The organism is Pseudomonas sp. TH32, from assembly GCF_016650855.1.
Taxonomy (GTDB): domain Bacteria; phylum Pseudomonadota; class Gammaproteobacteria; order Pseudomonadales; family Pseudomonadaceae; genus Aquipseudomonas.
Genome location: NZ_JAEKFA010000002.1, coordinates 4,358,490 through 4,383,238, shown reverse-complemented (window position 1 = coordinate 4,383,238; position 24,749 = coordinate 4,358,490). Strand labels below are relative to the sequence as shown.

Here is a 24,749-nt window from a genome sequence, read left to right as displayed (position 1 = left end):
AAAGGTCTGGTCTGCTATTATCGCCAGCCTTTGTTGATACCAGTTCGCAATTTGCGCTGAAGCGGTCCAAGCCATGATTAAACAACGCACCCTGAAGAATATTATCCGTGCCACAGGTGTAGGTCTGCACTCCGGGGAGAAGGTATACCTGACCCTCAAGCCCGCACCTGTCGACACCGGCATCGTGTTTGTTCGTGCCGACCTGGACCCTGTGGTGCAGATTCCTGCTCGCGCGGAAAATGTTGGCGAAACCACGATGTCGACCACGTTGGTCAACGGTGACGTCAAAGTGGACACGGTGGAGCACTTGCTCTCGGCCATGGCCGGTTTGGGCATCGATAACGCCTACGTCGAGCTCTCCGCGTCCGAAGTCCCAATCATGGATGGCAGCGCTGGACCCTTCGTATTCTTGATTCAATCTGCCGGCCTGGAAGAACAGGACGCAGCCAAGAAGTTCATTCGCATTCTGCGGGAAGTGACAGTAGAAGACGGCGACAAGCGCGCCACCTTCGTCCCGTTCGAAGGCTTTAAAGTGAGCTTTGAGATCGATTTCGATCACCCGGTATTCCGTGACCGCACCCAGAGTGCAAGCGTGGATTTTTCCAGCACTTCGTTCGTAAAAGAAGTCAGCCGCGCCCGTACCTTTGGTTTCATGAGTGACATCGAGTACCTGCGCAAGCACAACCTCGCACTCGGCGGCAGCGTTGAAAACGCCATTGTGGTCGACGCGGATGGTGTACTGAACGAAGACGGCCTTCGCTATGAAGACGAGTTCGTGAAGCACAAGATCCTCGATGCAATCGGTGACCTCTACCTGCTGGGCAATAGCCTGATAGGCGAGTTCAAAGGCTTCAAGTCGGGCCACGCCCTGAACAACCAACTGCTGCGCAAGCTGATTGCACAGACAGATGCCTGGGAAGTCGTGACCTTCGAAGATGCCAGCACCGCACCGATCTCTTACATGCGTCCCGTCGCGGCGGTGTAAGTAACAACTCTCTTTCCTTTTGTTTTTAAAGGCTGCCTTCGGGTGGCCTTTTTTTATGCCTGATCGTTCCCCACGCTCTGCGTGGGAACGCCTCCTGTGACGCTCCGCGTCACGCCTTTAAAGCGGACGCATCCACAATGCGATTACGCCCGGTGTGCTTGGCCTCATACAACGCCTGATCCGCACTGAGCAGTAACGCTTCCAGGGTGATACGGCTTTTTTTGGTCCAGGTACTCAGGCCAATGCTGACGGTAATCGGCACCCTGTCCCCGCCGACCCTTGGCAGGTGCTCGACGCTGCTGCGGATATGTTCGGCAATCAACAACGCACCCTGGCTGTCGGTATGCGGCAGCACCACCGCAAATTCTTCACCGCCATACCGGGCCGCGAGGTCGGCAGGGCGGCGGATATTGCCCTCGACCACCTGCGCCACCGTGCGCAATGCCTCGTCGCCACCCTGGTGGCCATGCCGGTCGTTGAAGGCCTTGAAGTGGTCCACATCAATCATCAGCACCGTCAACGGCTCGCCCGAACGCTGGGCGCGGTCCCATTCCAGGCGCAGGCGCTGGTCCAGCGTGCGGCGGTTGGCCAGGCCGGTGAGGGCATCGGTGGCTGCCAGTTCTGACAGTACCTGCTCGGCGCGGTGGCGCCTGCGCAGTTCCATGCAGAGCATCCAGGTCAGCCACAGCAGGCCGATGCATAAAATCCCGGTGGCACCGCTGATCAGCAACGCCGCACGTTTCCAGGGCGCGAATATGTCGTTGGTGGACAGGGCCACCACAACAATCAGTGGTAAGTCCCCCACGGTCGAGAAGGTGTAGAGGCGGCTCTCCTCATCCACACTGGAGGTGCCACGAAAGCTGCCGTCGCCGTCGTGCAGTATGCGCGCGACGTTGGGGCGCTGGCTGAGGTCCTTGTCGATCATGTCCCGTTCCAGCAACGGCTGTTGGGCCAGCAGGATGCCTCGCTGGTTAATCAGGTTGATGGTGCTGTCATTGCCGATATTCAGGCTGCGAAACAGCTGCTGGAAATAGGACAGGCGCATGGACGCCACGGCAACCCCGAGGAACCGCCCGTCGGGCCCTGAAACCCGGCGGCTGAAAGCGATGCGCCATTGGTCGTCGCACACGCAGCGCGCCATAAAGGGCCGGCTGATGAACAGGCCCAGGTCAGGATTCTGCCGGTGGGCCTGAAAGTAGTCGCGGTCGGCGAAGTTGGCGGCTTTTGGCGTCAGCAGCGAAGAGTCGGCAATCACCTCGCCGTTCTTGTCCAACAGCAGGATATCGCCCTTGTACGGCGCCGCCTCCGAGCGGTCGAACAGCACCAGATGGCGGATGCTGGCCGATACGTCGGCCAAATCGCTGCGCTCGGCGGCTGCGATCAGGCCTTTGATCGACAAGTCGTACAGCTCGACGTTGCGCAGCACGTCTGCGTCGATCAGTTGGGTGATGTTGTTGGCCGTGCGCTGGGCGGCCTGCAAGGTGTTGGCGTGTTCGCGGATCAGCAACACCGCGACCACTGACAGGATCAGCAACACCGTGACGCAACTGCCGATAATCAGCAGCAGCTCCGGACGGTGGGTCGGGCGGGGCGGGCGGGTGGTGCTTGGGCTCATCGGGCGTACTTCTGCTTCGAGGATGCCCTTAGCGTAGTTGCTGATAACGGCTCATGTGGCCTGACTGTGAACGATGCGGTTGCGCCCGGAATGCTTGGCTTCATACAGCGCCCGGTCGGCACTCAGCAGCAGCTCTTCCAGTGCGCCACGGCTGCGTTTGTCCCAGGTGCTGACGCCGACGCTGACCGTCACCGACAGCGCGTCACCGTCGGCGGGCGGCAAGTGCTCCACGGCGCTGCGGATATGTTCGGCTATGACGCTCGCGCCGTCGCCGTCGGTGTCCGGCAGGATGACTGCGAACTCTTCGCCGCCATAACGGGCGGCAAGGTCGGCAGGGCGGCGAATGTTGCTGCCGATGACCCGGGCCACGTTACGCAATGCCTCGTCACCGCCCTGATGGCCGTGCCGGTCGTTGAAGGCCTTGAAGTGGTCGACATCGATCATCAGCAGGGCCAGCGGCTCGCCGGAGCGTTGCGCACGCTCCCACTCCAGGCGCAGGCGCTGGTCCAGGGTGCGGCGGTTGGCCAGGCCGGTGAGGCCATCGGTGGCTGCCAGTTCAGACAAGACCTTTTCGGCGCGATAACGACGGCGCAGCTCCAGGCGCAGCATCCAGGTCAGCCACAGCAGGCCGACACACAGCACGCCGGTGGCGCCACTGATCAGCAGGGCCGCGCGCTTCCAGGCGGCGAACACGTCATCGCTGGACAGCGCCACCACCACAATCAGCGGCAGTGCGCCGACGTTGGTGAAGGTGTACAGCCGTTGCGTGCCGCTGATGGCGGAGATGCCGCTGAAGCTGCCGCTGCCTTCACGCAGCATGCGTTTGAAGTTCGGTCGCGCGCTCAGGTCCTTGTTGATCATGTCTTTTTCGAGCAGGGGCTGCTGGGCCAACAGAATGCCGTCGTTGTTCAGCAGGTTGATGCTGCTGCCGCTGCCGATGGTGAGGCTGTTGAACAACTGGTCGAAGTACGCCAGGCGCATGGTCGCCACCGCCACCCCGGCAAACTCGCCGTTCGGCCCGGGCACGCGGCGGCTGAACGCAATGCGCCAGACTTGATCGCAGTCGCAGCGGATCTTGAAGGGACGGCTGATGAACAACCCGGCATCGGGGTTCTGCTGGTGCACCTGGAAATAGTCGCGGTTGGCAAAGTTGCGCGGCGAGGGTGTCAGCGTCGAGGAGTCGGCGGTGACCTCACCGGCCTTGTCCAGCAGCAGGACTTCGCCTTTGAAAGGCGCGGCCGTGGACTGGTCGAACTGCACCATGTGCAGCACTTCGGCCGAGACCTGGGGCAAGTCGTTGCGGGTGGTCGCGGTGATCAGGCCGTTCAGGGCCAGGTCGTAGAGTTCAACGTTGCGCAACACATCGGCGTTGATCAACTGCGTGATGTTGCTGGTGGAGCGTTTGGCGGCCTGCAGGGCGCTGGCGTGTTCGCGAATCAGCAGGACGGCAACGATGATCACGATCAGCGTGACGGTAAGGCCACTGCCCAGAATCAGCAAAAGCTCCGGGCGTGCAGGCAGGGTGAAGGCGCGGCGTTGACTCATGGGACTGGCTTCGGCACTCAAGATGCTGGCAGTTTAGTTCCATGCTGTGAAAAATAAGTCGTCGCCGCAAAAAGAAAGCCCGAACGTTAAAAAACGTCAATCGGGTAGTCGACGATCACCCGGTATTCATCCACGTCCCGGTCCACTGCCGCGTAGCCATTGCCGCCGCGGTTGGTCGCCCATTGCAGGCGCACGGCCAGGTCCTTGGCCTTGCCGCCTTGCACCACGTACTTGAGGTCGATGTCGCGCTCCCAGTGTTTGGCGTTCTTGCCGTCGGCGCTGTACCAGGAGGAATAGCCACGGCTGTCCGGGTCCACCGTGGTCAGGTCAGTCTTGCCGCTGATGTACGACACCGCCGAGGTCAGGCCCGGCAGGCCCAGCCCGACGAAATCGTAGGCGTACTTGAGCTTCCACGAACGCTCGTTGGGGCCGTTGAAGTCGGAGTATTGCTGGGAGTTATCCAGGTAGATGCTGTCGCCCTGGCTGATGTAGTCGAACGGGGTGTTGCCGTTGACCCGCTGGTAGGCGGCAGTGACGCTGTGATGGCCCACGCCCACGGTGAAATGCAGGCTGTAGGTGTTGTTGTCGATGTTACCCAGCAGGGCCTTGCCGGTTTCCTGGGTGTGGTAGTAGTGCAGGCCCGGGTTGAGGCTGACCAGTTCGTTCAGTTGCCAGGTGTAGTCGAGGTCGTAGTAGTACTGGTTCCAGATGTCCTTGAGCTCGGACGCGTACAGGTTGCTGGTCAACCCCGGCACGCCGCTGAAGGACACGCCGGCCCAGTCCAGGTGGCGGCTGTCTTCGCCGCTGGGCAATGCACCGTAGCTGGTGCCGATGCGCCGGTGGCCGCTCTGGTTGTAGAGCTTGGTGAAACTGGCCTGGCCGCCTTCGAACATCCAGCCGTCGAGGCTGTGATTGGTCAGGCTGACGCCACGGAACGTCTGGGGCAGCATGCGGGTCATGCCGCCGGCGATCACCGGGTTGTTGAGAAACAGGTCTCCGGCTTTCAGCTCGGTGTCGAAGGCGCGCATTTTCAGGGTGGCGCCGGCGGTGGAGAACGAGCCGGGAGCTTTGCCGTTGCCGGAGCTCACCGGCAGGATGCTGGAGCCGTCAGTGCCGCCACCGCCGTCGAGCTTGAGGCCGAGCATGGCGTTCGCGTCCAGGCCAAAGCCGACGGTGCCGGGGGTGTAGCCCGACTCGAAGATCCCGATGAAGCCCTGGCCCCATTCCTTGCTGTCATCGGTGTGAATGTCACGGCGGTCGCGGTTCATGTAGTAGTTGCGGGTGTTGATCTTGAAGCTTGCACCGTCGACGAAACCGTCGGCGGCCGGGGTGTCTGCCGCGTGGGCAAGGGGAACGATCGTTGCAGCAATCGCGAGGAATAACGGGGTGAACGTCAGCGAGGTTTTCACCGGTGGAGCTCCTTTGGGTCAATCGTAACCGGCCAGTGTTGTTGGGGTTCCTGGCCTTTTTTCAGCGCAAAAAAAAGCCGCTGAACTCAGCGGCTTTAAGACAGATTCCCAGTGTAGAGCCCTGGAAATAAGTCGAGGGAAATCGGGGGAGAGCGGGTCGGTCTTAACCGCTGCGCTCATCGATGCGACAAATTAGCGCAGGTGAGCGGTGCGATACAGAGTGTAACAAGATAATGACTGTTGCCCAAATCGCAACAGTCTGGTGGTAAGGCTGCGGGGCGTCCTGACAACCCCACGCAAGAATGTTAGCGTGCTTGCCATTCCCACGTAGTCGATGAGCCCGCCTTCCATGAAAAAGACTGTCCTCGCCTTCAGCCGCGTCACCCCGGAAATGATCGAACGCCTGCAACAGGATTTCGACGTCATCGCCCCCAACCCCAAGCTGGGGGACATCAACGCCCAGTTCAACGAAGCCTTGCCCCATGCCCACGGCCTGATCGGCGTAGGACGCAAACTGGGGCGTGCGCAACTGGAAGGCGCGAGCAAGCTGGAAGTGGTCTCCAGTGTTTCGGTGGGCTATGACAACTACGACCTGGCGTACTTCAATGAGCGCGGGATCATGCTCACCAACACCCCCGATGTACTCACCGAAAGCACTGCCGACCTGGCCTTTGCCCTGCTGATGAGCAGCGCCCGCCGCGTCGCCGAGCTGGACGCCTGGACCAAGGCCGGCCAGTGGAAAGCCAGCGTGGGGGCGCCGTTGTTTGGCTGTGATGTACACGGCAAGACCCTGGGCATCGTCGGCATGGGCAACATCGGTGCGGCCATCGCCCGTCGGGGTCGCCTGGGGTTCAATATGCCGATTCTTTACAGCGGCAACAGCCGCAAGGCCGAACTGGAACAGGAACTGGGCGCGCAATTCCGCAGCCTCGACCAGTTGCTGGCCGAAGCCGACTTCGTTTGCCTGGTGGTACCGTTGAGCGAGAAAACCCGTCACCTGATCAGCCATCGTGAGCTGGGCCTGATGAAATCCAGCGCGATCCTGGTGAACATCTCCCGTGGCCCGGTGGTGGATGAGCCGGCGCTGATCCAGGCTCTGCAAAACCAGACCATCCGTGGTGCAGGCCTGGACGTGTATGAGCAGGAGCCGCTGTCCGAGTCGCCGCTGTTCCAGCTGAGCAACGCCGTGACCCTGCCGCACATCGGCTCGGCCACCCATGAAACCCGCGAAGCCATGGCCAACCGCGCCCTGGAAAACCTGCGCAGCGCCTTGCTGGGCCAGCGCCCGCAGGATCTGGTCAACCCGCAGGTGTGGAAGGGTTAAACTCCGGCGACTTTCACGGCCCATCACGCTAAAGCATGGGCCGTGGGAGTCGATAACCCTCTATAGATCGTCATCCGTGATCCACAGAAGGTTTTTATGTCCACCACCAAAGTCCGCGCAGACTCACTCTCGCTTCTGCTCTTTACCTTGCGCAGCGGCAAGCTGATGGCGATCAACCTGCTGAAAGTCAGTGAAATCATTCCCTGCCCGCCGCTGACCAAGCTGCCGGAGTCGCACCCCCACGTCAAAGGCATCGCCACCTTGCGCGGCGCGGCCTTGTCGGTGATCGACCTGAGCCGGGCGCTGGGGGAAATGCCCCTGCAAGACCCGGACGGCGGCTGCCTGATCGTCACCGATGTGAGCCGTTCCAAGCAGGGCCTGCATGTGCAGGCGGTGAGCAAGATCGTGCACTGCCTGACCACGGATATCCGCCCGCCACCGTTTGGCTCTGGCGGCACGCGTTCGTTTATCACCGGCGTGACCCAGGTTGAGGGCGCTCTGGTGCAGGTACTGGACATCGAAAAAGTCATCCATGGCATCGCCCCGGCGCAGATCGAAGCGGCGCCCACCGACCTGACCATGGAAGAAGCCGAAGTGCTGGGCAACGCCCGAATCCTGGTGGTGGATGACAGCCAGGTGGCGCTGCAGCAGTCGGTGCATACCCTGCGCAACCTCGGCCTCACTTGCCACACCGCCCGCAGCGCCAAGGAAGCGATCGACCGTTTGCTGGAGCTGCAAGGCACGGTCGAGCAAATCAACGTGGTGGTCTCGGACATCGAAATGTCTGAAATGGACGGTTACGCCTTCACCCGCACCTTGCGGGAAACCCCGGACTTCCAGGACCTCTATGTGCTGCTGCACACCTCCCTGGACAGTGCGATGAACAGCGAAAAAGCCCGCCTGGCCGGCGCCAACGCGGTGCTCACCAAGTTTTCGTCGCCTGAGCTGACCAAGTGCCTGGTGATCGCCGCCCAGACCGTGGCGCAACAGGGCATCTGACCGGTGGGTGAATACTTCCAGCTGCTGCGCCGGGACCTCACCGGCAGCCTGCCCGCCCCGCAATGGCCGGCGGACATTCAGCTGGATCATTACCACGAAGCACTGGCCCCGGCGATTCACGCGGTATTAAGCCTGGCCCAGGAGCAGGGCGGCGGACGTGTGGGTCCTCTTGAGCATTGGCGCCAGCAGTTCGTCACCGACGCCGAGTTCGACCCGAAGCTGTGCCTGGTGGCCAGTAACGCCAGCGGCATTCTTGGGGTGGCGCAATGCTGGACCAGCGCCTACATCAAGAACCTGGCCATTCATCCGTGCGCCCAGGGCATGGGACTGGGCCGGGCCTTGCTGTTGCACACGTTCCAGGTGTTCAAGCAACGCGGCGAGGCGTTTGTCGACCTCAAGGTGCTGGAGTCAAACCTGCGGGCCCGGCACGTGTATGAGCGTGCGGGCATGGTGTTTGTGCTGCGGGACATCGCCCCCGAGGACTGAAGGCGCTGGCGCATAACTTGCTTTGTACAGGGGCAGAACGGTGAACAGAGGCAAAAACCCGCCACCGTTGATGAGTGCCTTCTGACCTTGCCTGGTGACAGATCCTCCATGAATACCCATTTTTCCTGCGTCGGTTGCGGCAAGTGCTGCACCGACCACCATGTACCCCTGACCCTTGAAGAAGCCCGGAGCTGGGCGGCTGACGGCGGTAATGTCATCGTGCTGGTGGAAGGATTCCTGGGCAGTGGCCTGGGGCTGCCCGAGTTGCAGCGCGAGCATGCACAACGCCGGTCCGCCGTCGTGCCCAGCGGCAATACCGAGGCGTATGTGGCAATCACCTTTGCTGCCTACAACGCCGGGCGCTGCCGGAATCTTGACGAAGACAACCGTTGCGGCATCTATGAGCGCCGGCCTTTGGTGTGCCGTATCTACCCGATGGAGATCAACCCGCATATCCCGTTGAACCCGGGCGCGAAGGATTGCCCGCCGGAATCCTGGGAACAGGGGCCGGCGCTGATCGTCGGCGGCGAGTTGATGGACAAGCAACTGGCCGAGTTGATCCGCCGTTCACGCCAGGCTGACCGCGACGATATCCAGGCCAAGGAAGCGGTGTGTGGGCTGCTGGGTATTCACACCACCGCCCTCAAGGGTGACGGGTTTACCGCGTACTTGCCGGACATGGGCCTGTTCGCCCAGGCCATCGAGCTGGCGCTGCACGAGACGGTGCAGGCCAATGAGTGGGTGTTTCATGTGTCCGGGATGGATATTGCCGAGCAGTTGCTGGATGCCGGCGCCCGGATTGCCACCGAGGTGCCGGCCAACTATGCGTTCATTTCGTTGCGCGCGGCTTGAGTGGGAACGATGCCCGTTATGGTGAGGGAGCTTACTGTGGCGAGGGAGCTTGCTCCCGCTGGAGTGCGTAGCGCTCCCAAGATTTTGGGGCCGCTGCGCAGCCCAGCGGGAGCAAGCTCCCTCGCCACAGCAAGCCCCCTCACCACAAAAATAGCTCATGCCGCTACTGGCGCCGCTTGCCCCAGAACTCCTCCGCCAGCCGCCGCAAGTCATCCGCCAGCCCTGCCACATCCCCCGAGCTGAGCTGGCTTTGCTGGCCGGCGGTGACCGTCACTTCCCCGGCGTTGCGAATGCCGATGATGTTGCGGTTGATGTCTTCGCTCACCGCGCTCTGCTCTTCCACCGCCGCTGCGATCTGCTGGCTCATGGCGGTAATCCGGGTCACCCGCTGGCTGATCCCGTCCAGCGCGGCGGCGGCGCGCTGGGCCTGATCGACGCTGGCTTCGACATGCTGGCTGCTTTGCGCCATCGCCTGCACCGCGTCCCGGGCGCCGCCTTGCAGGGTGCTGATCATGCGCTGGATTTCATTGGTCGACTGCTGCGTGCGCTGGGCCAGGCCGCGTACTTCATCGGCCACCACGGCAAACCCACGTCCCTGTTCCCCGGCCCGTGCTGCTTCGATGGCGGCATTGAGTGCCAGTAGATTGGTCTGCTCGGCAATCGCGCGGATCACTTCCAATACCCCGGAAATATCGCCGCTGTGGCTTTCCAGTTGATGGATCACTTCGGTGGCACGCGCCAGTTCCTGGGACAGCCGCAGCACCGCGTCGCGGCTTTCATCCACGCGCTGGTGGCCTTCCCGGGTCTCGCTGCCGGCCTGGTCAGCGGCTTTTGAGGCTTGTAATGCGTGTTCGGCGACTTGGGCCACGCTGGCGGCCATTTGATTGATCGCGGCGGCGACCTGATCGGTCTGGGTCTGTTGGCCGAGGCTGCTGCTGTGGCTGCTGTCCAGCTGCCGCACCAAAGCTGCGGCATGCCCGGACAAGCGTTGCGAGGCGTCGCCAATACGCCCCACCACGGCGCCCACCTGGGCTTCCAGCATCTGCATGGCAAACTCGATGCGCCCGAACTCATCCTCACGCCCGGTGTAGATCGCCTGGCTCAGCGGGTTGTCAGCAATCAACCGCGCTCGCCGGTTCAACCGGGCCAGGGGTCGCAACAACCCGTGAACGCCCGCTACCCCCACGGCACACCCCGCCGTTACCGCCAGCAGTTGCCAGATCACCGGGTAGCTCGCAAGCCCCAGACCCAATGCCCAGGTGGCGGCGCAAGTCCCCAAAACCCAGGCCGACAGTTTGAGGGGCATGCCCACCACGGGCCGCACTCGCCGCGTGCCGGCACGCAGGCGGGCATAGGCGCGCTCGGCCACGTGCACCCGCCGCGCATCGGGCTTGGTGCGCACCGACTGATACTCCACCGTCACGCCCTCCCGGGTGACCGGCGTGGCATAGGCGCTGACCCAGTAGTGATCGCCGTTCTTGCAGCGATTTTTCACCATGCCCATCCACGAACGGCCGCTCTTCAACACCTGCCACATGTGGGCAAAGGCAGCCGCGGGCATGTCCGGGTGGCGCAGCAGGTTATGGGGCGCGCCCAGCAACTCCTCTCGGGTGTAGCCGCTGATGTCGATGAAGTCCTGGTTGGCGTAGGTGATTGCGCTGGTCAGGTCGGTGGTCGAGAGGATGTTGGCGTCGGGGGCAAAGTCCACATTTCGACCGGTGACCGGCAGATTGATCTTCATGGAAACGCGCGCTCGTGATTGTTGGAGGAGTCGGCAGGGCGTCGACTCTAAGCGCACCGTTTGGGCAAATACTGATCCAGCTCATGTTCTGCGCAATTAATTGGCCATTACGGTTTGGAGGGCGGCGCCTCCAGGTGGTAGGGCTGGACGATGCGTTGGTACTCGCCACTCTGCATCAGTTTCTCAAGGGCGCCGTTGAGGGCATTGCGCAAGGCAATGTCGGGCTTGCGCAGCGCAATCGCCACGCCGTTGCCCAGCGATTCGGTGGAAATGGCGGGGCCGAGGAGGTCGAAATTCTGGCCCTCGTCGGTGTCGAGCAGTGCCTCACGGATCTCCACCATGCCTTGCAATGTGGCATCGATGTCACCCGCCAGCAGGCTGCGGATCAGTTCGTCATTGCGCCAGAAACTCTTGACGATCACACCCTTCGGCGCCCATTTCGACAGGGCAAAGGCCTCCCGGTTGCTGCCCACCAGCACGCCCACACGCTTGCCCTTCAGCGATCGTGGGGTCGGTTTGAAGCCTGATCGTTTACGGGCCACCAGGTGCGTGGTGATCGGATAAAGGTTATCGGTGAAGTTCACCCACTGGTGCCGCCTCGACGTAGGGGCCATGCCCATGATCGCGTCGAATTGCCTGGCTTCAAGGGCCGGGAAATTCTCCACAAGGATCTGATCCACCCAGGTGCACCGCACATTGAGCTGTATGCACAAGGCGTTGCCCAACTCGATGTTCAGCCCGACCAGTTCACCTTGTTGATTGCGACTTTGGAAAGGGGGGAATTGCGCGGCGACGGCGAAACGAATTTCGCGCCGTGGTTGATCACCGGCCGCAGCGGCGGAGAAAACACCGACCATCAGCGACAGGCCCAGCAGAGCACAGTTGCGTATCCGAATCACGGGAACGTCCTTTTCCGGAAAACCAGCGTCACCGCGGCGGGTCCCGAGAACAAGAATCGGGGCCCGCGGGTGTCGTGCAAGCTTTCAAGAATTGGACGCAGGCCTACAAGGCGAAACGTCAGTAAACGTTGTAGGCACTCATCGCGATTGCGAAGGATTTATTACCGGTCAGCGCTTGCCCATCGAACGACGGGTGCCGGGAGGTGCCATGCCCGGGCTCTTGGTATGACCGTTCTTCGCGCCGTTTTTGTACCACGGCTGGCTGGCATTTTTCGCCCCGGCCAGTTCGCCCGGCTTGAACGGAAACTTGAATGCCGGGATCTCGGCCTTGGTTTCGCCTTCGACGCTGTCAGGATTGGCCTGTGGGTCGATGTCGACCGCTTCAGCAGCGGGTTGTGTCGGGGAATTCATGGTGGCTCCGGGGAGTGCTGAAAATGACGCGGGCCCGACTTGCAGGCCACACCGGCGCGCAGTATACCTGCGCGCCTCGGATCTTTAACCACTGCTCGTACGAATGGTCGGACTTTACTGACGGCGCTGTCAGTTAGCAGTCACTTTGCTGACCGGGTTGGCGGGCTATAAAGAACCTTCATTCTTCCGATCCTTTGCCCTGGCGCCTCACCCCATGCACATTCAACGAAAACCTGCCTTGATCGTGGGCGTCCTCGTGGTACTGGCCGTGGTTGCCTGGGCGCTGACCCGCCCGGCCAAGACCAAACTGACCGCGCCCACGGCGATTCCGGTGCGGGTGATCAGCGTCAAGGAGCAGGACATCCCGCGTTTTGTCAGCGGCATCGGCTCGGTATTGTCGTTGCACAGCGTGGTGATTCGACCGCAGATCGACGGCATCCTCACCAAATTGCTGGTCAAGGAAGGCCAACTGGTGAAAACCGGCGACCTGCTGGCGACCATTGATGACCGTTCGATCCGCGCCAGCCTGGACCAGGCCAAGGCGCAACTCGGGGAAAGCCAGGCGCAACTGCAAGTGGCGCTGGTCAACCTCAAGCGCTACAAGGAACTGAGCATCGACGACGGCGTGTCCAAGCAGACCTATGACCAGCAGCAAGCCTTGGTCAATCAGCTCAAGGCCACGGCCCAAGGCAACCAGGCCGCTATTGATTCGGCCCAGGTGCAGCTTTCGTACACCCAGATTCGCTCACCGGTCACCGGTCGCGTCGGGATTCGCACCGTGGATGAAGGCAACTTCCTGCGCATGAGCGACACCCAGGGGTTGTTCTCCGTCACCCAGATCGACCCGATTGCCGTGGAGTTCTCCCTGCCGCAACAAATGCTCCCGACCCTGCAAGGCCTGATCGCTGCGCAACTGCCTGCGGACGTCAACGCCTACATGGGCGCCGACACCGATGGCGAGACCGGCGACCTGCTGGGAGAAGGCCGCCTGAGCCTGATCGACAACCAGATCAGCGGCACCACCGGCACCATCCGCGCCAAGGCCGAGTTCAGCAACGGTGCGCAAAAACTCTGGCCGGGGCAGTTGGTGACCATCAAGATCCAGACCGCCCTGCACAAGAACGCCCTGGTGGTGCCGACCACGGTGGTGCAACGCGGGCTGGATTCGCACTTCGTGTACCGGGTCAACGGTGACAAGGTCGACATCGTGCCGGTGCAAGTGGTGTATCAGGACAGCGACATCAACATCCTCCGGGGTGTGCAGGCCGGTGATGTACTGGTCAGCGATGGCCAGTCGCGGCTCAAGGCCGGCGCTCAGGTCGATGTGCTCAAGGAACCGCCACAAGCGATCCAGACGGTTGATGCCAAGGTGCAGCCATGAGTGGCAGTCGTTCGCCGTCGGCCTGGTGCGTCGACCACCCGGTCGCCACCTTGCTGCTGACCTTCGCCCTGGTGTTGCTCGGGATGATTGCCTTCCCGCGCCTGGCCATCGCCCCACTGCCGGAAGCCGAGTTTCCGACGATCCAGGTCAGCGCCACGCTGCCCGGCGCCAGCCCGGACACCATGGCTTCCTCCGTGGCCACCCCGCTGGAGGTGCAATTCAGTGCCATCCCCGGCATGACCCAGATGACCTCCAGCAGTGCCTTGGGCTCCAGCCTGCTGACCCTGCAATTCACCCTCAACAAGAGCATCGACACCGCCGCGCAAGAAGTGCAGGCGGCGATCAACACCGCGTCCGGCAAACTGCCCAGCGACATGCCGAGCCTGCCGACCTGGAAGAAGGTCAACCCGGCGGACAGCCCGGTGCTGATCCTCAGCGTCAGCTCCGACAGCATGCCCAGCACCGAGCTGAGCGACTACGTTGAAACCCTGCTGGCCCGTCAGATCAGCCAGATCGACGGTGTCGGCCAGATCAACATCACCGGCCAGCAACGCCCGGCGATCCGCGTGCAGGCGTCGCCCGATAAACTCGCGGCCATCGGCCTGACCCTGGCAGACGTGCGCCTGGCGATCCAGCAATCGAGCCTCAACCTGGCCAAGGGCGCGATCTACGGCGAGAACAGCGTGTCGACCCTGTCGACCAACGACCAGCTGTTCCATCCCGAGGAATACGCCCAGTTGATCGTGTCCTACAAGAATGGGGCACCGGTCCAGCTGCGCGACATCGCCAAAGTGATCAACGGTTCAGAAAACGCCTACGTGCAGGCGTGGTCCGGCGACACGCCGGGGGTCAACCTGGTGATCTCCCGCCAGCCCGGCGCGAACATCGTCGAGACCGTGGACCGTATTCAATCCGAGCTGCCGCGCCTGCAAGCCATGTTGCCGGCCTCGGTGCAGGTCAGCGTATTGACCGACCGCACCAAGACCATCCGCGCGTCCCTGCATGAAGTGGAAGTGACCCTGCTGATCGCCATCCTGCTGGTGGTGGCGGTGATGGCGCTGTTCCTGCGCCAGTTGTCGGCCACGTTGATCGTGTCCAGCGTACTGGGTGTGTCGCTGGTGGCCAGTTTTGCGCTGATGTACCTGATGGGCTTCAGCCTGAACAACCTGACCCTGGTGGCGATCGTGATCGCCGTGGGGTTTGTGGTGGACGATGCCATCGTGGTGGTGGAAAACATTCACCGGCACCTGGAGGCGGGCCTCGACAAACGCGAAGCCGCGATCAAGGGCGCGGGGGAAATCGGTTTTACCGTGGTGTCCATCAGCTTCTCGCTGGTGGCGGCGTTTATTCCACTGCTGTTCATGGGCGGTGTGGTGGGGCGGTTGTTCAAGGAGTTTGCGCTGACGGCCACCTCGACCATCCTGATCTCGGTGGTGGTTTCACTGACCCTGGCGCCGACCCTGGCCGCCTTGTTCATGCGCGCGCCGACCCATCACGCCCACGACAAACCCGGCTTCAGCGAACGCCTGCTCGCCGGCTATGCGCGCAATCTGCGCCGCGCCCTGGCCCACCAACGCACCATGGCCGCGATCTTCATGGTGACCCTGGCCCTGGCCGTGGTCGGCTACGTATTTATTCCCAAGGGCTTCTTCCCGGTACAAGACACCGGCTTCGTCCTCGGCACCAGCGAGGCGGCGGCCGACGTGTCGTTCCCGGACATGGTCGCCAAGCACAAGGCGCTCGCCGAGATCGTCAAGGATGACCCGGCAGTGGAAGCGTTCTCCCATTCGGTGGGCGTGACCGGCAGCAACCAGACCATCGCCAACGGCCGGTTCTGGATCGCCTTGAAGGATCGCGGGGACCGCGACGTGTCGGCCAGCCAGTTTATCGACCGTATCCGGCCAAAACTGGCGAAAGTGCCGGGCATCGTGCTGTACCTGCGTGCCGGCCAGGACATCAACTTGAGCTCCGGCCCCAGCCGCGCCCAGTACCAGTACGTGCTCAAGAGCAATGACGGCCCCACGCTGAATACCTGGACCCAGCGCCTCACCGAAAAACTGCGGGCCAACCCGGCGTTCCGCGACCTGTCCAACGACTTGCAACTGGGGGGCAGCATCACCCACATCAGCATCGACCGTCAGGCCGCCGCGCGGTTTGGCCTCACTGCCACCGATGTGGACCAGGCGCTGTACGACGCCTTCGGCCAGCGCCAGATCAACGAATTCCAGACCGAGATCAACCAATACCAAGTGGTGCTGGAGCTGGACACCCAGCAGCGCGGCAAGGCCGAAAGCCTGAACTACTTCTACCTGCGCTCGCCGCTGACCAACGAGATGGTACCGCTGTCGGCACTGGCCAAGGTCGACCCGCCTACGGTCGGGCCGTTGTCCATCAGCCATGACGGCATGTTCCCGGCGGCCAACCTGTCGTTCAACCTGGCGCCGGGCGTCGCGTTGGGCGATGCGGTGATCATGCTCAACCAGGCCAAGAATGAAATCGGCATGCCGACCACCATCATCGGCAACTTCCAGGGCGCGGCCCAGGCGTTCCAGAGTTCGCTGGCCAGCCAGCCCTGGCTGATCCTCGCGGCACTGGTGGCGGTCTACATTATCCTGGGCGTGCTGTACGAGAGCTTCGTGCACCCGCTGACGATCATTTCCACCTTGCCGTCGGCGGGGTTGGGAGCGCTGATCATGTTGTCGCTGATGGGCCAGGACTTCTCGATCATGGCGCTGATCGGCCTGGTGCTGCTGATCGGGATCGTGAAGAAGAACGGTATCCTGATGATCGACTTCGCCCTGGACGCCCAGCGGGTACGCGGCCTGCCGCCTGAAGAGGCGATTTATGAAGCGTGCGTCACGCGGTTCCGGCCGATCATCATGACCACTCTGGCCGCACTGCTGGGTGCGGTGCCGCTGATGCTGGGCTCCGGCCCCGGTGCGGAAATGCGCCAGCCGCTGGGCATTGCGGTGGTGGGCGGGTTGCTGGTGAGCCAGGCGCTGACGCTGTTCACCACGCCGGTCATATACTTGTACCTCGAGAAGTTTTTCCATAGACCCAAACCAGCTCCCCAGCTGGCAACCACACACTGAGGCTGAGGCCCCGTCCTGGAACAAAAGGCTCATGCGTGTACTGATTATTGAAGACGAAGAAAAAACTGCCGACTACCTGCATCGCGGGCTGACGGAGCAGGGCTATACCGTCGACGTCGCCCGTGAAGGCGTCGAAGGGTTGCACCTGGCCCTGGAGAACGATTACGCGGTGATCGTGCTCGACGTGATGCTGCCCGGCCTGGATGGCTTTGGCGTATTGCGCGCGCTGCGGGCCCGCAAGCAAACACCGGTGATCATGCTCACCGCCCGCGAGCGCGTGGAAGACCGCATCCGTGGCCTGCGCGAAGGGGCGGACGATTACCTCGGCAAGCCGTTCTCGTTCCTTGAACTGGTGGCGCGCCTGCAAGCCCTGACCCGTCGCAGCGGCGGGCACGAGCCGGTGCAGGTGACCATCGCCGACCTGTGGATCGACCTGATCAGCCGCAAGGCCAGTCGCAACGGGGTTCGGCTCGACCTGACCGCCAAGGAGTTCTCGCTGCTCAGCGTTTTGGCCCGGCGCCAGGGTGAAATCCTGTCCAAGACCTCGATTGCGGAAATGGTCTGGGACATCAATTTCGACAGCGACGCCAACGTGGTGGAAGTGGCGATCAAGCGCCTGCGGGCCAAGCTCGACGGGCCGTTCGAACAAAAGCTGCTGCACACCATTCGCGGCATGGGTTACGTGCTGGAGAACCGCAGTGTCGGCTAACTCCATCGCCCTGCGCCTGAGCGGGATGTTCACGCTGGTGGCGCTGCTGATCTTCCTGTTGATCGGCGGCGCGCTGTACCAGCAGGTGGACAAAGGCCTGGGCTTGCTGCCCGGTGCCGAGCTGGATGCGCGTTACAGCGTGCTGGAGTCCTCGGTGAATCGCTTTGGTACGCCGGACCATTGGGCCAAGATCACCGCCAAGCTCAAGCTGTTGGGTGAGGAAGACAAGCGCATCCGTTTCTGGGTGGTGAGCAGCGACCCCACCTACGAATATGGCAACCCGGACGCGCAGATTCGCGCCTTCGCCGAGGGCCCGACCGGCAAGCGTGATTTGCATCTGCCAGGCCATCATCATCCGTTCAAGGTGCTGGTCAGCCAGTTCCCGGCCAAGGACCAGCGCCCGCCGCTGCGCTTCATGATCGCGGTCGACACCGAGAATTTCCGCGCCACCCAACATCAACTGCTGGTGGCGCTGATCGGCCTGGCCTTCGTGGGGGTGCTGCTGGCGTCGTTGCTGGGGTTCTGGGTGGCACGTATCGGCCTCAAGCCGTTGATCAAGCTGTCGGATGAGGCACAGAAACTCGCGCCGCCGAAACTCTCCGGGCGCCTGCAATTGTCGCCATTGCCGCCGGAGCTGAAGCAGTTCGTCAATTCCTTCAACTCGACCCTCGACCGGGTGGAGCAAGCGTACTCGCGCCTGGAATCGTTCAACGCCGACGTGGCCCATGAACTGCGCTCGCCGTTGACCAACCTGATTGGCCAGACCCAGGTGGCGCTGACCCGTGGGCGTTCGGCCGAGCATTATTTCGAAGTGCTGCAATCGAACCTGGAAGAACTGGAGCGCCTGCGTTCGATCATCAATGACATGTTGTTCCTGGCCAGCGCCGACCAGGGCAGCAAGGCCACCAAGCTGATCACCAGTTCACTGGCGGATGAAGTGGCGACCACCCTGGATTACCTCGACTTCATCCTGGAAGACGCCCAGGTGCAGGTACGCGTGAGCGGCGATGCCCAGGTGCAGATCGAGAAGGCGCATCTGCGCCGGGCGTTGATCAATCTGTTGAGCAACGCGGTGCAGCACACGGCCCCGGGGCAGGTGATCGAAGTGAAGATCGAAGTGCTGGAGGATCACGTGGCGATCGGGGTGACCAACCCGGGCGATGAGATTGCCAGCGAGCATCTGCCTCGGTTGTTCGAGCGGTTCTATCGGGTGGACGCGTCCCGCAGCAATAGCGGGGCGAATCACGGATTGGGGCTGGCGATCGTCAAGGCGATCGCGCTGATGCACGGCGGGGATGTGTTTGTGCGCAGCGAGGGTGGCGGCAACACCTTTGGCATTACGCTGCCGGTGTAGCCGCTGACCACCCTCAGTTACTCAGCCGGACCCCACCCAGACTGCCACTCAGCTCATAGGCGGCCAGTTCCGCCTGATGTGCGGCCATGATTTCCGGCAGTGAGCTGCGCAGGTATTCGACCCACGTCTTGATCTTCGCATCCAGGTACTGGCGCGAAGGGTAGATGGCGTACAGGTTGAGTTCCTGGGAACGATAGTTGGGCATCACCCGCACCAGCGTGCCGTTGCGCAGCCCTTCAATCGCCGCATACACCGGCAACAGGCCAACCCCCATGCCGCTGGTGATCGCGGTTTTCATCGCATCCGCCGAGTTCACCAGGAACGGTGAGCTGTTGATCGCCACGCTCTCCTGGCCCTCTGGCCCGTTGAACGACCATTTGTCCAGCTGAATCACCGGGCTGACCAGGCGCAGGCACGCGTGGTTGAGCAGGTCACTGGGCCGTTGTGCACAGCCGTTGGCCTTGACGTAGGCCGGCGAGGCACAGGCGATGCTGTAAGTTATCCCCAGGCGCTGCGAGACAAAACCCGAATCCGGCAGCTCGCTGGCGAGCACGATGGACACGTCGTAACCCTCGTCCAGCAGGTCCGGCACGCGGTTGGCCATGGTCAGGTCAAAGGTCACGTCCGGGTGGGTACGGCGGTAGCGGGCAATCGCATCGATCACGAAGTGCTGGCCGATGCCGGTCATGGTGTGCACTTTCAGCTGGCCGGCGGGGCGGGCGTGGGCGTCGCTGGCTTCGGCTTCCGCTTCCTCGACATACGCCAGGATCTGCTCGCAGCGCAGCAAATAGCGCTTGCCGGCCTCGGTCAGGGCGATGCGGCGGGTAGTGCGGTTGAGCAAACGGGTTTGCAGATGGGCCTCAAGGTTGGAGACCGCGCGCGAGACGTTGGCAGTGGTGGTATCCAGTTGCACGGCGGCGGCGGTGAAGCTGCCGGCTTCGGCCACACAACTGAAGGCGCGCATGTTTTGCAAAGTGTCCATGGGGTGCTCTCAAGGGAGATGGCAAATTGTGACACGAAGTTGCAGGATCCAGTGATCCCTACCAAAAGATTATCGCCTGAACGGTAACAAAGATTCACAAGAATCCCACCTTATCGCCATCCGGCCCGCCCCTTAGAATTGCGCCACCTTCCCCGCAACACCCTCTCAGGAATTCGCAGCAGTGCCGCGTCGCATCAGCAGAGAGCTGAAGACTCTCAGTGTTTGGGCCTTATCGTTAGCAATCAGCGGCTGCATCGGAACCGGAGGAATTGCCCCCAAAGGGCAGGCACTCGCCGCCAATACATTGGCCACCGACGAAGCGATCAAAACCGCTGCCCAGGACGCCCACTGGCCCACTGCGCAATGGTGGCAAGCCTACGGCGACCCGCAACTCAACCACTGGATCGACCTCGCCGTGCAAGGCAGCCCGAGCATGGCCATGGCCGCAGCGCGGGTGCGTGAAGCCCGGGCCATGGCCGGGGTCGCCGAGTCGGCCGAGTCGGTGCAAGTCAATGGCGACGCCACGCTCAAACGCCATAACTGGCCGAGCGACCAATTCTACGGCCCGGGCGCGCTGGACAATTCCACCACCTGGGACAACAACGCGTCCCTGGGCTTCAGCTATGCCCTCGACCTTTGGGGCCGCGAAAGCAATGCCACCGAGCGCGCCGTGGACATGGCCCACATGAGCGCCGCCGAAGCGCGCCAGGCCCAGCTCGAATTGCAGAGCAACGTGGTGCGCGCCTATATCCAGCTCTCGCTGCACTTCGCCCAGCGCGACATCGTCGCCGCCACCCTGGCCCAGCAACAACAGATCCTCGATCTTGCGCAAAAGCGCTTGAATGGCGGGATCGGCACCCACTTCGAAGTCAGCCAGGCCGAGACACCGTTGCCGGAAACCCATCGGCAACTGGACGCCCTGGACGAAGAGATTGCCCTGAGCCGCAACCAGTTGGCTGCGCTGGCGGGCAAAGGGCCGGGGGCGGGCGCGCAGTTGCAGCGGCCCACCCTGTCCCTCGGTGCACCGCTGAAATTGCCCTCGAGCTTGCCCGCCGAACTGCTCGGCCAGCGCCCGGACGTGGTCGCCAGCCGCTGGCAAGTGGCGGCCCAGGCCCGTGGCATTGATGTGGCCCACGCCGGGTTCTACCCCAACGTCGACCTGGTGGGCAGCCTCGGCTACGTCGCCACCGGCGGCGGCATGCTGGAGTTCCTGACCGGCAAGAAACTCAATTACACCGCCGGCCCGGCCATCAGCCTGCCGATCTTCGACGGCGGCCGCCTGCGCTCGCAACTGGGTGAAGCCAGTGCTGGCTACGACATCGCCGTGGCCCACTACAACCAGACCCTGGTCAACGCGCTCAAGGGCATCAGCGACCAATTGATCCGCCGCGAGTCGATGGACAAGCAGCAGGCCTTCGCCGCCGAGTCCGTGGCCTCGGCGCAGAAAACCTACGACATCGCGATGATCGCCTACCAGCGCGGCCTTACCGACTACCTCAACGTGCTGAATGCCCAGAGCCTGTTGTTCCGCCAGCAGCAGGTGCAGCAACAGGTCCAGGCCGCACGCCTGAGTGCCCACGCCGAACTGGTGACCGCATTGGGCGGTGGCCTCGGCGCCGGCAGCGATGTGCCTCAGGACAGCAAGACCTTACCGAGCAAGACCCCGGCGGCCCTGGCCGTGTTTGATCACTGAGTAGGATGCGATGACTCCCTTGCCTGCACCGCTGCGCTGGTTGCACTCGCTTGAGTGGCGCCGTGGTTTCTTCGATTGGGCACGCAGTGACGGCGTGACCTGGGTCTATATCTTCAAGGTGCTGATCGCGGCCTTCCTGACCTTGTGGCTCGCCATGCGCCTGGAGTTGCCGCAACCGCGCACCGCGATGATCACCGTATTTATCGTGATGCAGCCGCAAAGCGGCCAGGTGTTCGCCAAGAGTTTTTACCGCTTCCTTGGCACCCTGGCGGGGTCGGCGGTGATGGTGTTTCTGATCGCGTTGTTTGCGCAGAACACTGAGCTGTTCCTCGGTTCGCTGGCGATCTGGGTCGGCATCTGCACCGCTGGCGCGACCCGTAACCGCAACTTCCGCGCCTACGGTTTTGTACTGGCCGGCTACACCGCCGCGATGGTCGGGCTGCCGGCCCTGGCCCATCCCGACGGCGCGTTCATGGCGGCGGTCTGGCGGGTGCTGGAAATTTCCCTGGGGATTGTCTGCTCCACGCTGGTCAGCGCCGCGATCCTGCCGCAAACCGCCAGTGCCGCGATGCGCAATGCCTTGTACCAGCGCTTCGGGGTGTTTGCGTTGTTCGTCACCGACGGCCTGCGCGGTCGCAGCGAGCGCGAAGGGTTTGAACGCAGCAACGTGCGCTTTATCGCCGAAGCCGTGGGCCTGGAAGGGCTGCGCAGCATCACCGTGTTTGAAGACCCGCACATGCGTCGGCGCAATGGCCGTCTGACCCGTTTGAACAGCGAGTTCATGGGCATCACCACCCGTTTCAACGCCTTGCACCAATTGCTGGAACGCCTGCGCAGCAATCAGGCTGACCATGTGGTGGCGGCCATCAAGCCGGGCCTGCAAGACCTGGCCGAATTGCTCGACGGCTTCTCCGGTCGCGCCCTCACCAGCCCCGACGCGGCGCGCCTGGTCAGCCAACTGACGGCTTACAAAGAGGGCCTGCCCGCCAAGGTCCGCAGCCTGCGGGCGAGCTTTCAGGAAAGCGCCCCCAGCGACGCCGAGCAGCTGGATTTCCACACCGCCTACGAGCTGCTGTACCGCTTCGTCGACGAGTTGCACAGCTACGCACAAACCCATGCGTCCCTGGCCGACCACAGCCATGAGCGCGAACACTGGGACGAACCCTACACCCCGAAAACCAACTGGCTGGCCTGCGCTGCCTCGGGGATTCGCGCGTCATTTATCCTGATCGTGCTCGGCAGTTATTGGGTGGCCACCGCCTGGCCCAGCGGCGCCACCATGACCCTGATCGCTGCTGCGACGGTGGGCTTGTCCGCCGCCACACCCAACCCCAAGCGCATGGCGTTTCAGATGGCTTGCGGCACGTTGATCGGGGCGCTGGTGGGCTTTGTCGAGATGTTCTTCGTGTTCCCCTGGATCGACGGGTTCCCGCTGCTGTGCGTGATGCTCGCCCCGGTGATCATCTTCGGCTCGTTCCTGGCCTCGCGCCCGCAATACGCGGGAGTCGGCGTCGGGTTGCTGATCTTCTTCAGTACCGGTTCGGTGCCGGATAACCTGACGATCTACAACCCCTACACCTTCATCAACGACTACATCGCCATGGTCATCGGCATGCTGGTGTGTGCGGCCGCGGGCGCGATCATTCTGCCGCCCAACAGCCGCTGGTTGTGGCGCCGGCTGGAGCAGGATTTGCGCGAGCAAGTGGTGTTCGCCATCAGCGGCAAGCTCAAGGGCCTGGCGTCAGGTTTCGAAAGCCGCACCCGCGACCTGCTGCACCAGGCCTATGGTTTTGCCGCCGGGCAACCGCAGGTGCAACGCAACCTGCTGCGCTGGATGTTCGTGGTGCTGGAAGTCGGCCACGCAATTATCGAGTTGCGCAAGGAACAGGCGATCTTGCCGGTGCACCCGGCGTATGCCGAGTCCCAGCCGTGGCGCCAGGCGATCCGGGTGATGGGCCGTTCGCTGGTGCGGCTGTTCCTGCAGCCCAGCGCCAGCAACCTGGAGCGCAGCCTGATCGCCGTCGACCATGCCATCAGCCGCGTGCAGGCCACCGACGAACCCTTCGCCCCGCACTTCGACACCTCGGCCCTGCGCCGGGTGAAAAGTTACCTGCACTTTATCCGCACCTCACTGCTGGACCCGCAATCACCCCTGGCTGCCCTCAAGCCCGAAGGACCCGCTCATGCCTCGTGAAATCGCCTTCCACGGCGTGTACATGCCCACCATGACCCTGATGTTCCTGATCGCGGCGGGCCTGGCCTGGGCCCTCGACCGGTTCCTGGCCGGCTTTGACCTGTACCGTTTTTTCTGGCACCCGGCGCTGCTGCGCCTGAGCCTGTTCGCTTGCTTGTTCGGCGCCCTGGCGCTGACCGTCTACCGTTGAGAATGCCCCGATGAAAAAGTTTTTCAGCCTGCTCGCGACCTTGCTGGTACTGGCCCTGGCGATCTGGATTGGCCGCACGTTGTGGGTGCAGTACATGGAAACCCCCTGGACCCGCGATGGCCGGGTGCGTGCCGATATCATCAACGTCGCCGCCGACGTGACGGGCGAGGTGGTCAACGTCCCGGTGCGTGACAACCAATTGGTGAAAAAGGGCGACCTGCTGATGCAGATCGACCCCGAGCACTACCAGATTGCCGTCAAGCAGGCGCAGTCGCTGGTGGCGTCCCGCAAGGCCACCTGGGAAATGCGCAAGGTCAACGCCCACCGCCGCGCCGACCTCGATGCCCTGGTGATCTCCAAGGAAAACCGTGACGACGCCAGCAACATCGCCGACTCGGCCCTGGCGGATTACCAGCACGCGCTGGCGCAACTGGAAGCGGCCGAACTCAACCTCAAGCGCACCCAGGTGGTGGCGGCGGTGGATGGCTACGTCACCAACCTCAACGTGCACCGGGGCGACTACGCGCGCATCGGCGAGGCGAAGATGGCGGTGGTGGATATGAACTCGTTCTGGGTGTACGGCTTCTTTGAAGAAACCAAGCTGCCTCACGTCAAGGTCGGCGACAAGGCTGACATGCAACTGATGAGCGGCGAAACCCTCAAGGGCCACGTGGAAAGCATCTCGCGCGGGATCTACGACCGTGACAACCCGGAAAGCCGCGAACTGATTGCCGATGTGAATCCGACGTTCAACTGGGTGCGCCTGGCCCAGCGGGTGCCGGTGCGGATTCACATCGATGAAGTGCCGGAGGGTGTGCTGTTGGCGGCGGGCATCACCTGCACCGTGATTGTTAACCAAACACAGAACTGATTTTCTGTGTTGATGAG

General features: G+C 62.7%; 19 protein-coding genes and 2 pseudogenes. 13 read left to right on the top strand and 8 right to left on the bottom strand.

Going from position 1 to position 24,749, the window contains the following annotated elements; all coding sequences use genetic code 11:
* Positions 1 to 73: 73 nt before the first annotated feature.
* Positions 74 to 985 (top strand): UDP-3-O-acyl-N-acetylglucosamine deacetylase, encoded by a 912-nt coding sequence (gene lpxC / locus JFV30_RS23700; protein WP_003216227.1) that lies wholly within the window; start codon positions 74 to 76, stop codon positions 983 to 985.
* Positions 986 to 1,094: 109 nt separating this feature from the next.
* On the opposite strand, the gene JFV30_RS23695 is transcribed toward lpxC, so the two are convergent.
* The 3 genes from JFV30_RS23695 to JFV30_RS23685 all read right to left on the bottom strand — a co-directional run bounded on the left by JFV30_RS23695 (position 1,095) and on the right by JFV30_RS23685 (position 5,554).
* Entirely contained in the window at positions 1,095 to 2,600 is a 1,506-nt protein-coding gene (locus JFV30_RS23695; RefSeq protein WP_201125339.1) for a diguanylate cyclase, read from the bottom strand.
* A gap of 51 nt (positions 2,601 to 2,651) precedes the next feature.
* Positions 2,652 to 4,145 carry a sensor domain-containing diguanylate cyclase gene (locus JFV30_RS23690; RefSeq protein ID WP_201125338.1) on the bottom strand — a complete coding sequence of 498 codons (1,494 nt, stop codon included), beginning with the start codon at positions 4,143 to 4,145 and terminating at the stop codon, positions 2,652 to 2,654.
* 86 nt (positions 4,146 to 4,231) lie between these two features.
* The gene (locus JFV30_RS23685) at positions 4,232 to 5,554 is read right to left on the bottom strand and encodes an OprD family porin (protein ID WP_201125337.1); all 1,323 of its coding nucleotides are present in this window, start codon (positions 5,552 to 5,554) and stop codon (positions 4,232 to 4,234) included.
* Positions 5,555 to 5,903: 349 nt separating this feature from the next.
* Between JFV30_RS23685 and JFV30_RS23680 the strand changes: the two genes are divergently transcribed.
* The 4 genes from JFV30_RS23680 to JFV30_RS23665 all read left to right on the top strand — a co-directional run bounded on the left by JFV30_RS23680 (position 5,904) and on the right by JFV30_RS23665 (position 9,215).
* A complete protein-coding gene (locus JFV30_RS23680) occupies positions 5,904 to 6,878 on the top strand; it encodes a 2-hydroxyacid dehydrogenase (protein WP_201125336.1) in 975 nt (324 codons plus the stop codon).
* Positions 6,879 to 6,974: 96 nt separating this feature from the next.
* Entirely contained in the window at positions 6,975 to 7,877 is a 903-nt protein-coding gene (locus tag JFV30_RS23675) for a chemotaxis protein CheV (protein ID WP_010170462.1), read from the top strand.
* Positions 7,878 to 7,880: 3 nt separating this feature from the next.
* Positions 7,881 to 8,363, top strand: a complete 483-nt coding sequence (locus JFV30_RS23670) for a GNAT family N-acetyltransferase (RefSeq protein WP_201125335.1) — start codon at positions 7,881 to 7,883, stop codon at positions 8,361 to 8,363.
* A gap of 108 nt (positions 8,364 to 8,471) precedes the next feature.
* Positions 8,472 to 9,215 (top strand): YkgJ family cysteine cluster protein, encoded by a 744-nt coding sequence (locus JFV30_RS23665; RefSeq protein ID WP_201125334.1) that lies wholly within the window; start codon positions 8,472 to 8,474, stop codon positions 9,213 to 9,215.
* 163 nt (positions 9,216 to 9,378) lie between these two features.
* On the opposite strand, the pseudogene JFV30_RS33740 reads toward JFV30_RS23665, so the two are convergent.
* The 4 genes and pseudogenes from JFV30_RS33740 to JFV30_RS23650 form a co-directional block, all read right to left on the bottom strand.
* A pseudogene (locus tag JFV30_RS33740) lies at positions 9,379 to 10,377 on the bottom strand (methyl-accepting chemotaxis protein); the annotation flags it as partial.
* A gap of 297 nt (positions 10,378 to 10,674) precedes the next feature.
* Positions 10,675 to 10,956, bottom strand: a pseudogene (locus JFV30_RS33735) (PAS domain-containing protein); the annotation flags it as partial.
* Positions 10,957 to 11,063: 107 nt separating this feature from the next.
* On the bottom strand, positions 11,064 to 11,855 hold the full coding sequence (locus JFV30_RS23655) for a transporter substrate-binding domain-containing protein (protein WP_201125332.1): 792 nt from the start codon (positions 11,853 to 11,855) through the stop codon (positions 11,064 to 11,066).
* 168 nt (positions 11,856 to 12,023) lie between these two features.
* The gene (locus JFV30_RS23650; RefSeq protein WP_010170456.1) at positions 12,024 to 12,266 is read right to left on the bottom strand and encodes a hypothetical protein; all 243 of its coding nucleotides are present in this window, start codon (positions 12,264 to 12,266) and stop codon (positions 12,024 to 12,026) included.
* Positions 12,267 to 12,480: 214 nt separating this feature from the next.
* On the opposite strand from JFV30_RS23650, the gene JFV30_RS23645 reads away from it, so the two are divergent.
* The 4 genes from JFV30_RS23645 to JFV30_RS23630 are packed head-to-tail and all read left to right on the top strand — an operon-like array spanning position 12,481 to position 18,802.
* The gene (locus JFV30_RS23645) at positions 12,481 to 13,647 is read left to right on the top strand and encodes an efflux RND transporter periplasmic adaptor subunit (RefSeq protein ID WP_010170455.1); all 1,167 of its coding nucleotides are present in this window, start codon (positions 12,481 to 12,483) and stop codon (positions 13,645 to 13,647) included.
* A complete protein-coding gene (locus JFV30_RS23640; RefSeq protein ID WP_201125331.1) occupies positions 13,644 to 16,739 on the top strand; it encodes a multidrug efflux RND transporter permease subunit in 3,096 nt (1,031 codons plus the stop codon). Before JFV30_RS23645 ends, JFV30_RS23640 begins: the two co-directional genes overlap by 4 nt.
* A gap of 31 nt (positions 16,740 to 16,770) precedes the next feature.
* Positions 16,771 to 17,448 (top strand): heavy metal response regulator transcription factor, encoded by a 678-nt coding sequence (locus JFV30_RS23635; RefSeq protein ID WP_003216255.1) that lies wholly within the window; start codon positions 16,771 to 16,773, stop codon positions 17,446 to 17,448.
* Positions 17,438 to 18,802 (top strand): heavy metal sensor histidine kinase, encoded by a 1,365-nt coding sequence (locus tag JFV30_RS23630; RefSeq protein WP_010170451.1) that lies wholly within the window; start codon positions 17,438 to 17,440, stop codon positions 18,800 to 18,802. Before JFV30_RS23635 ends, JFV30_RS23630 begins: the two co-directional genes overlap by 11 nt.
* 13 nt (positions 18,803 to 18,815) lie before the next feature.
* Here JFV30_RS23630 and JFV30_RS23625 read toward each other — a convergent pair whose 3' ends face one another.
* Entirely contained in the window at positions 18,816 to 19,784 is a 969-nt protein-coding gene (locus JFV30_RS23625; protein WP_003216257.1) for a LysR family transcriptional regulator, read from the bottom strand.
* Positions 19,785 to 19,965: 181 nt separating this feature from the next.
* Here JFV30_RS23625 and JFV30_RS23620 point away from each other — a divergent pair, with 181 nt between their 5' ends.
* Genes JFV30_RS23620 through JFV30_RS23605 form a run of 4 tightly spaced genes read left to right on the top strand, consistent with a single transcriptional unit; the run spans position 19,966 to position 24,732 of the window.
* Positions 19,966 to 21,477, top strand: a complete 1,512-nt coding sequence (locus tag JFV30_RS23620) for an efflux transporter outer membrane subunit (RefSeq protein WP_201125330.1) — start codon at positions 19,966 to 19,968, stop codon at positions 21,475 to 21,477.
* Positions 21,478 to 21,487: 10 nt separating this feature from the next.
* Positions 21,488 to 23,671 carry an FUSC family protein gene (locus JFV30_RS23615; RefSeq protein ID WP_010170447.1) on the top strand — a complete coding sequence of 728 codons (2,184 nt, stop codon included), beginning with the start codon at positions 21,488 to 21,490 and terminating at the stop codon, positions 23,669 to 23,671.
* Positions 23,661 to 23,861, top strand: coding sequence for a DUF1656 domain-containing protein (locus tag JFV30_RS23610; protein WP_003216262.1), 201 nt, complete (start codon positions 23,661 to 23,663; stop codon positions 23,859 to 23,861). The genes JFV30_RS23615 and JFV30_RS23610 overlap by 11 nt, the downstream gene beginning before the upstream one ends.
* Positions 23,862 to 23,871: 10 nt before the next feature.
* A complete protein-coding gene (locus JFV30_RS23605; protein ID WP_010170446.1) occupies positions 23,872 to 24,732 on the top strand; it encodes an efflux RND transporter periplasmic adaptor subunit in 861 nt (286 codons plus the stop codon).
* Positions 24,733 to 24,749 lie beyond the last annotated feature (17 nt).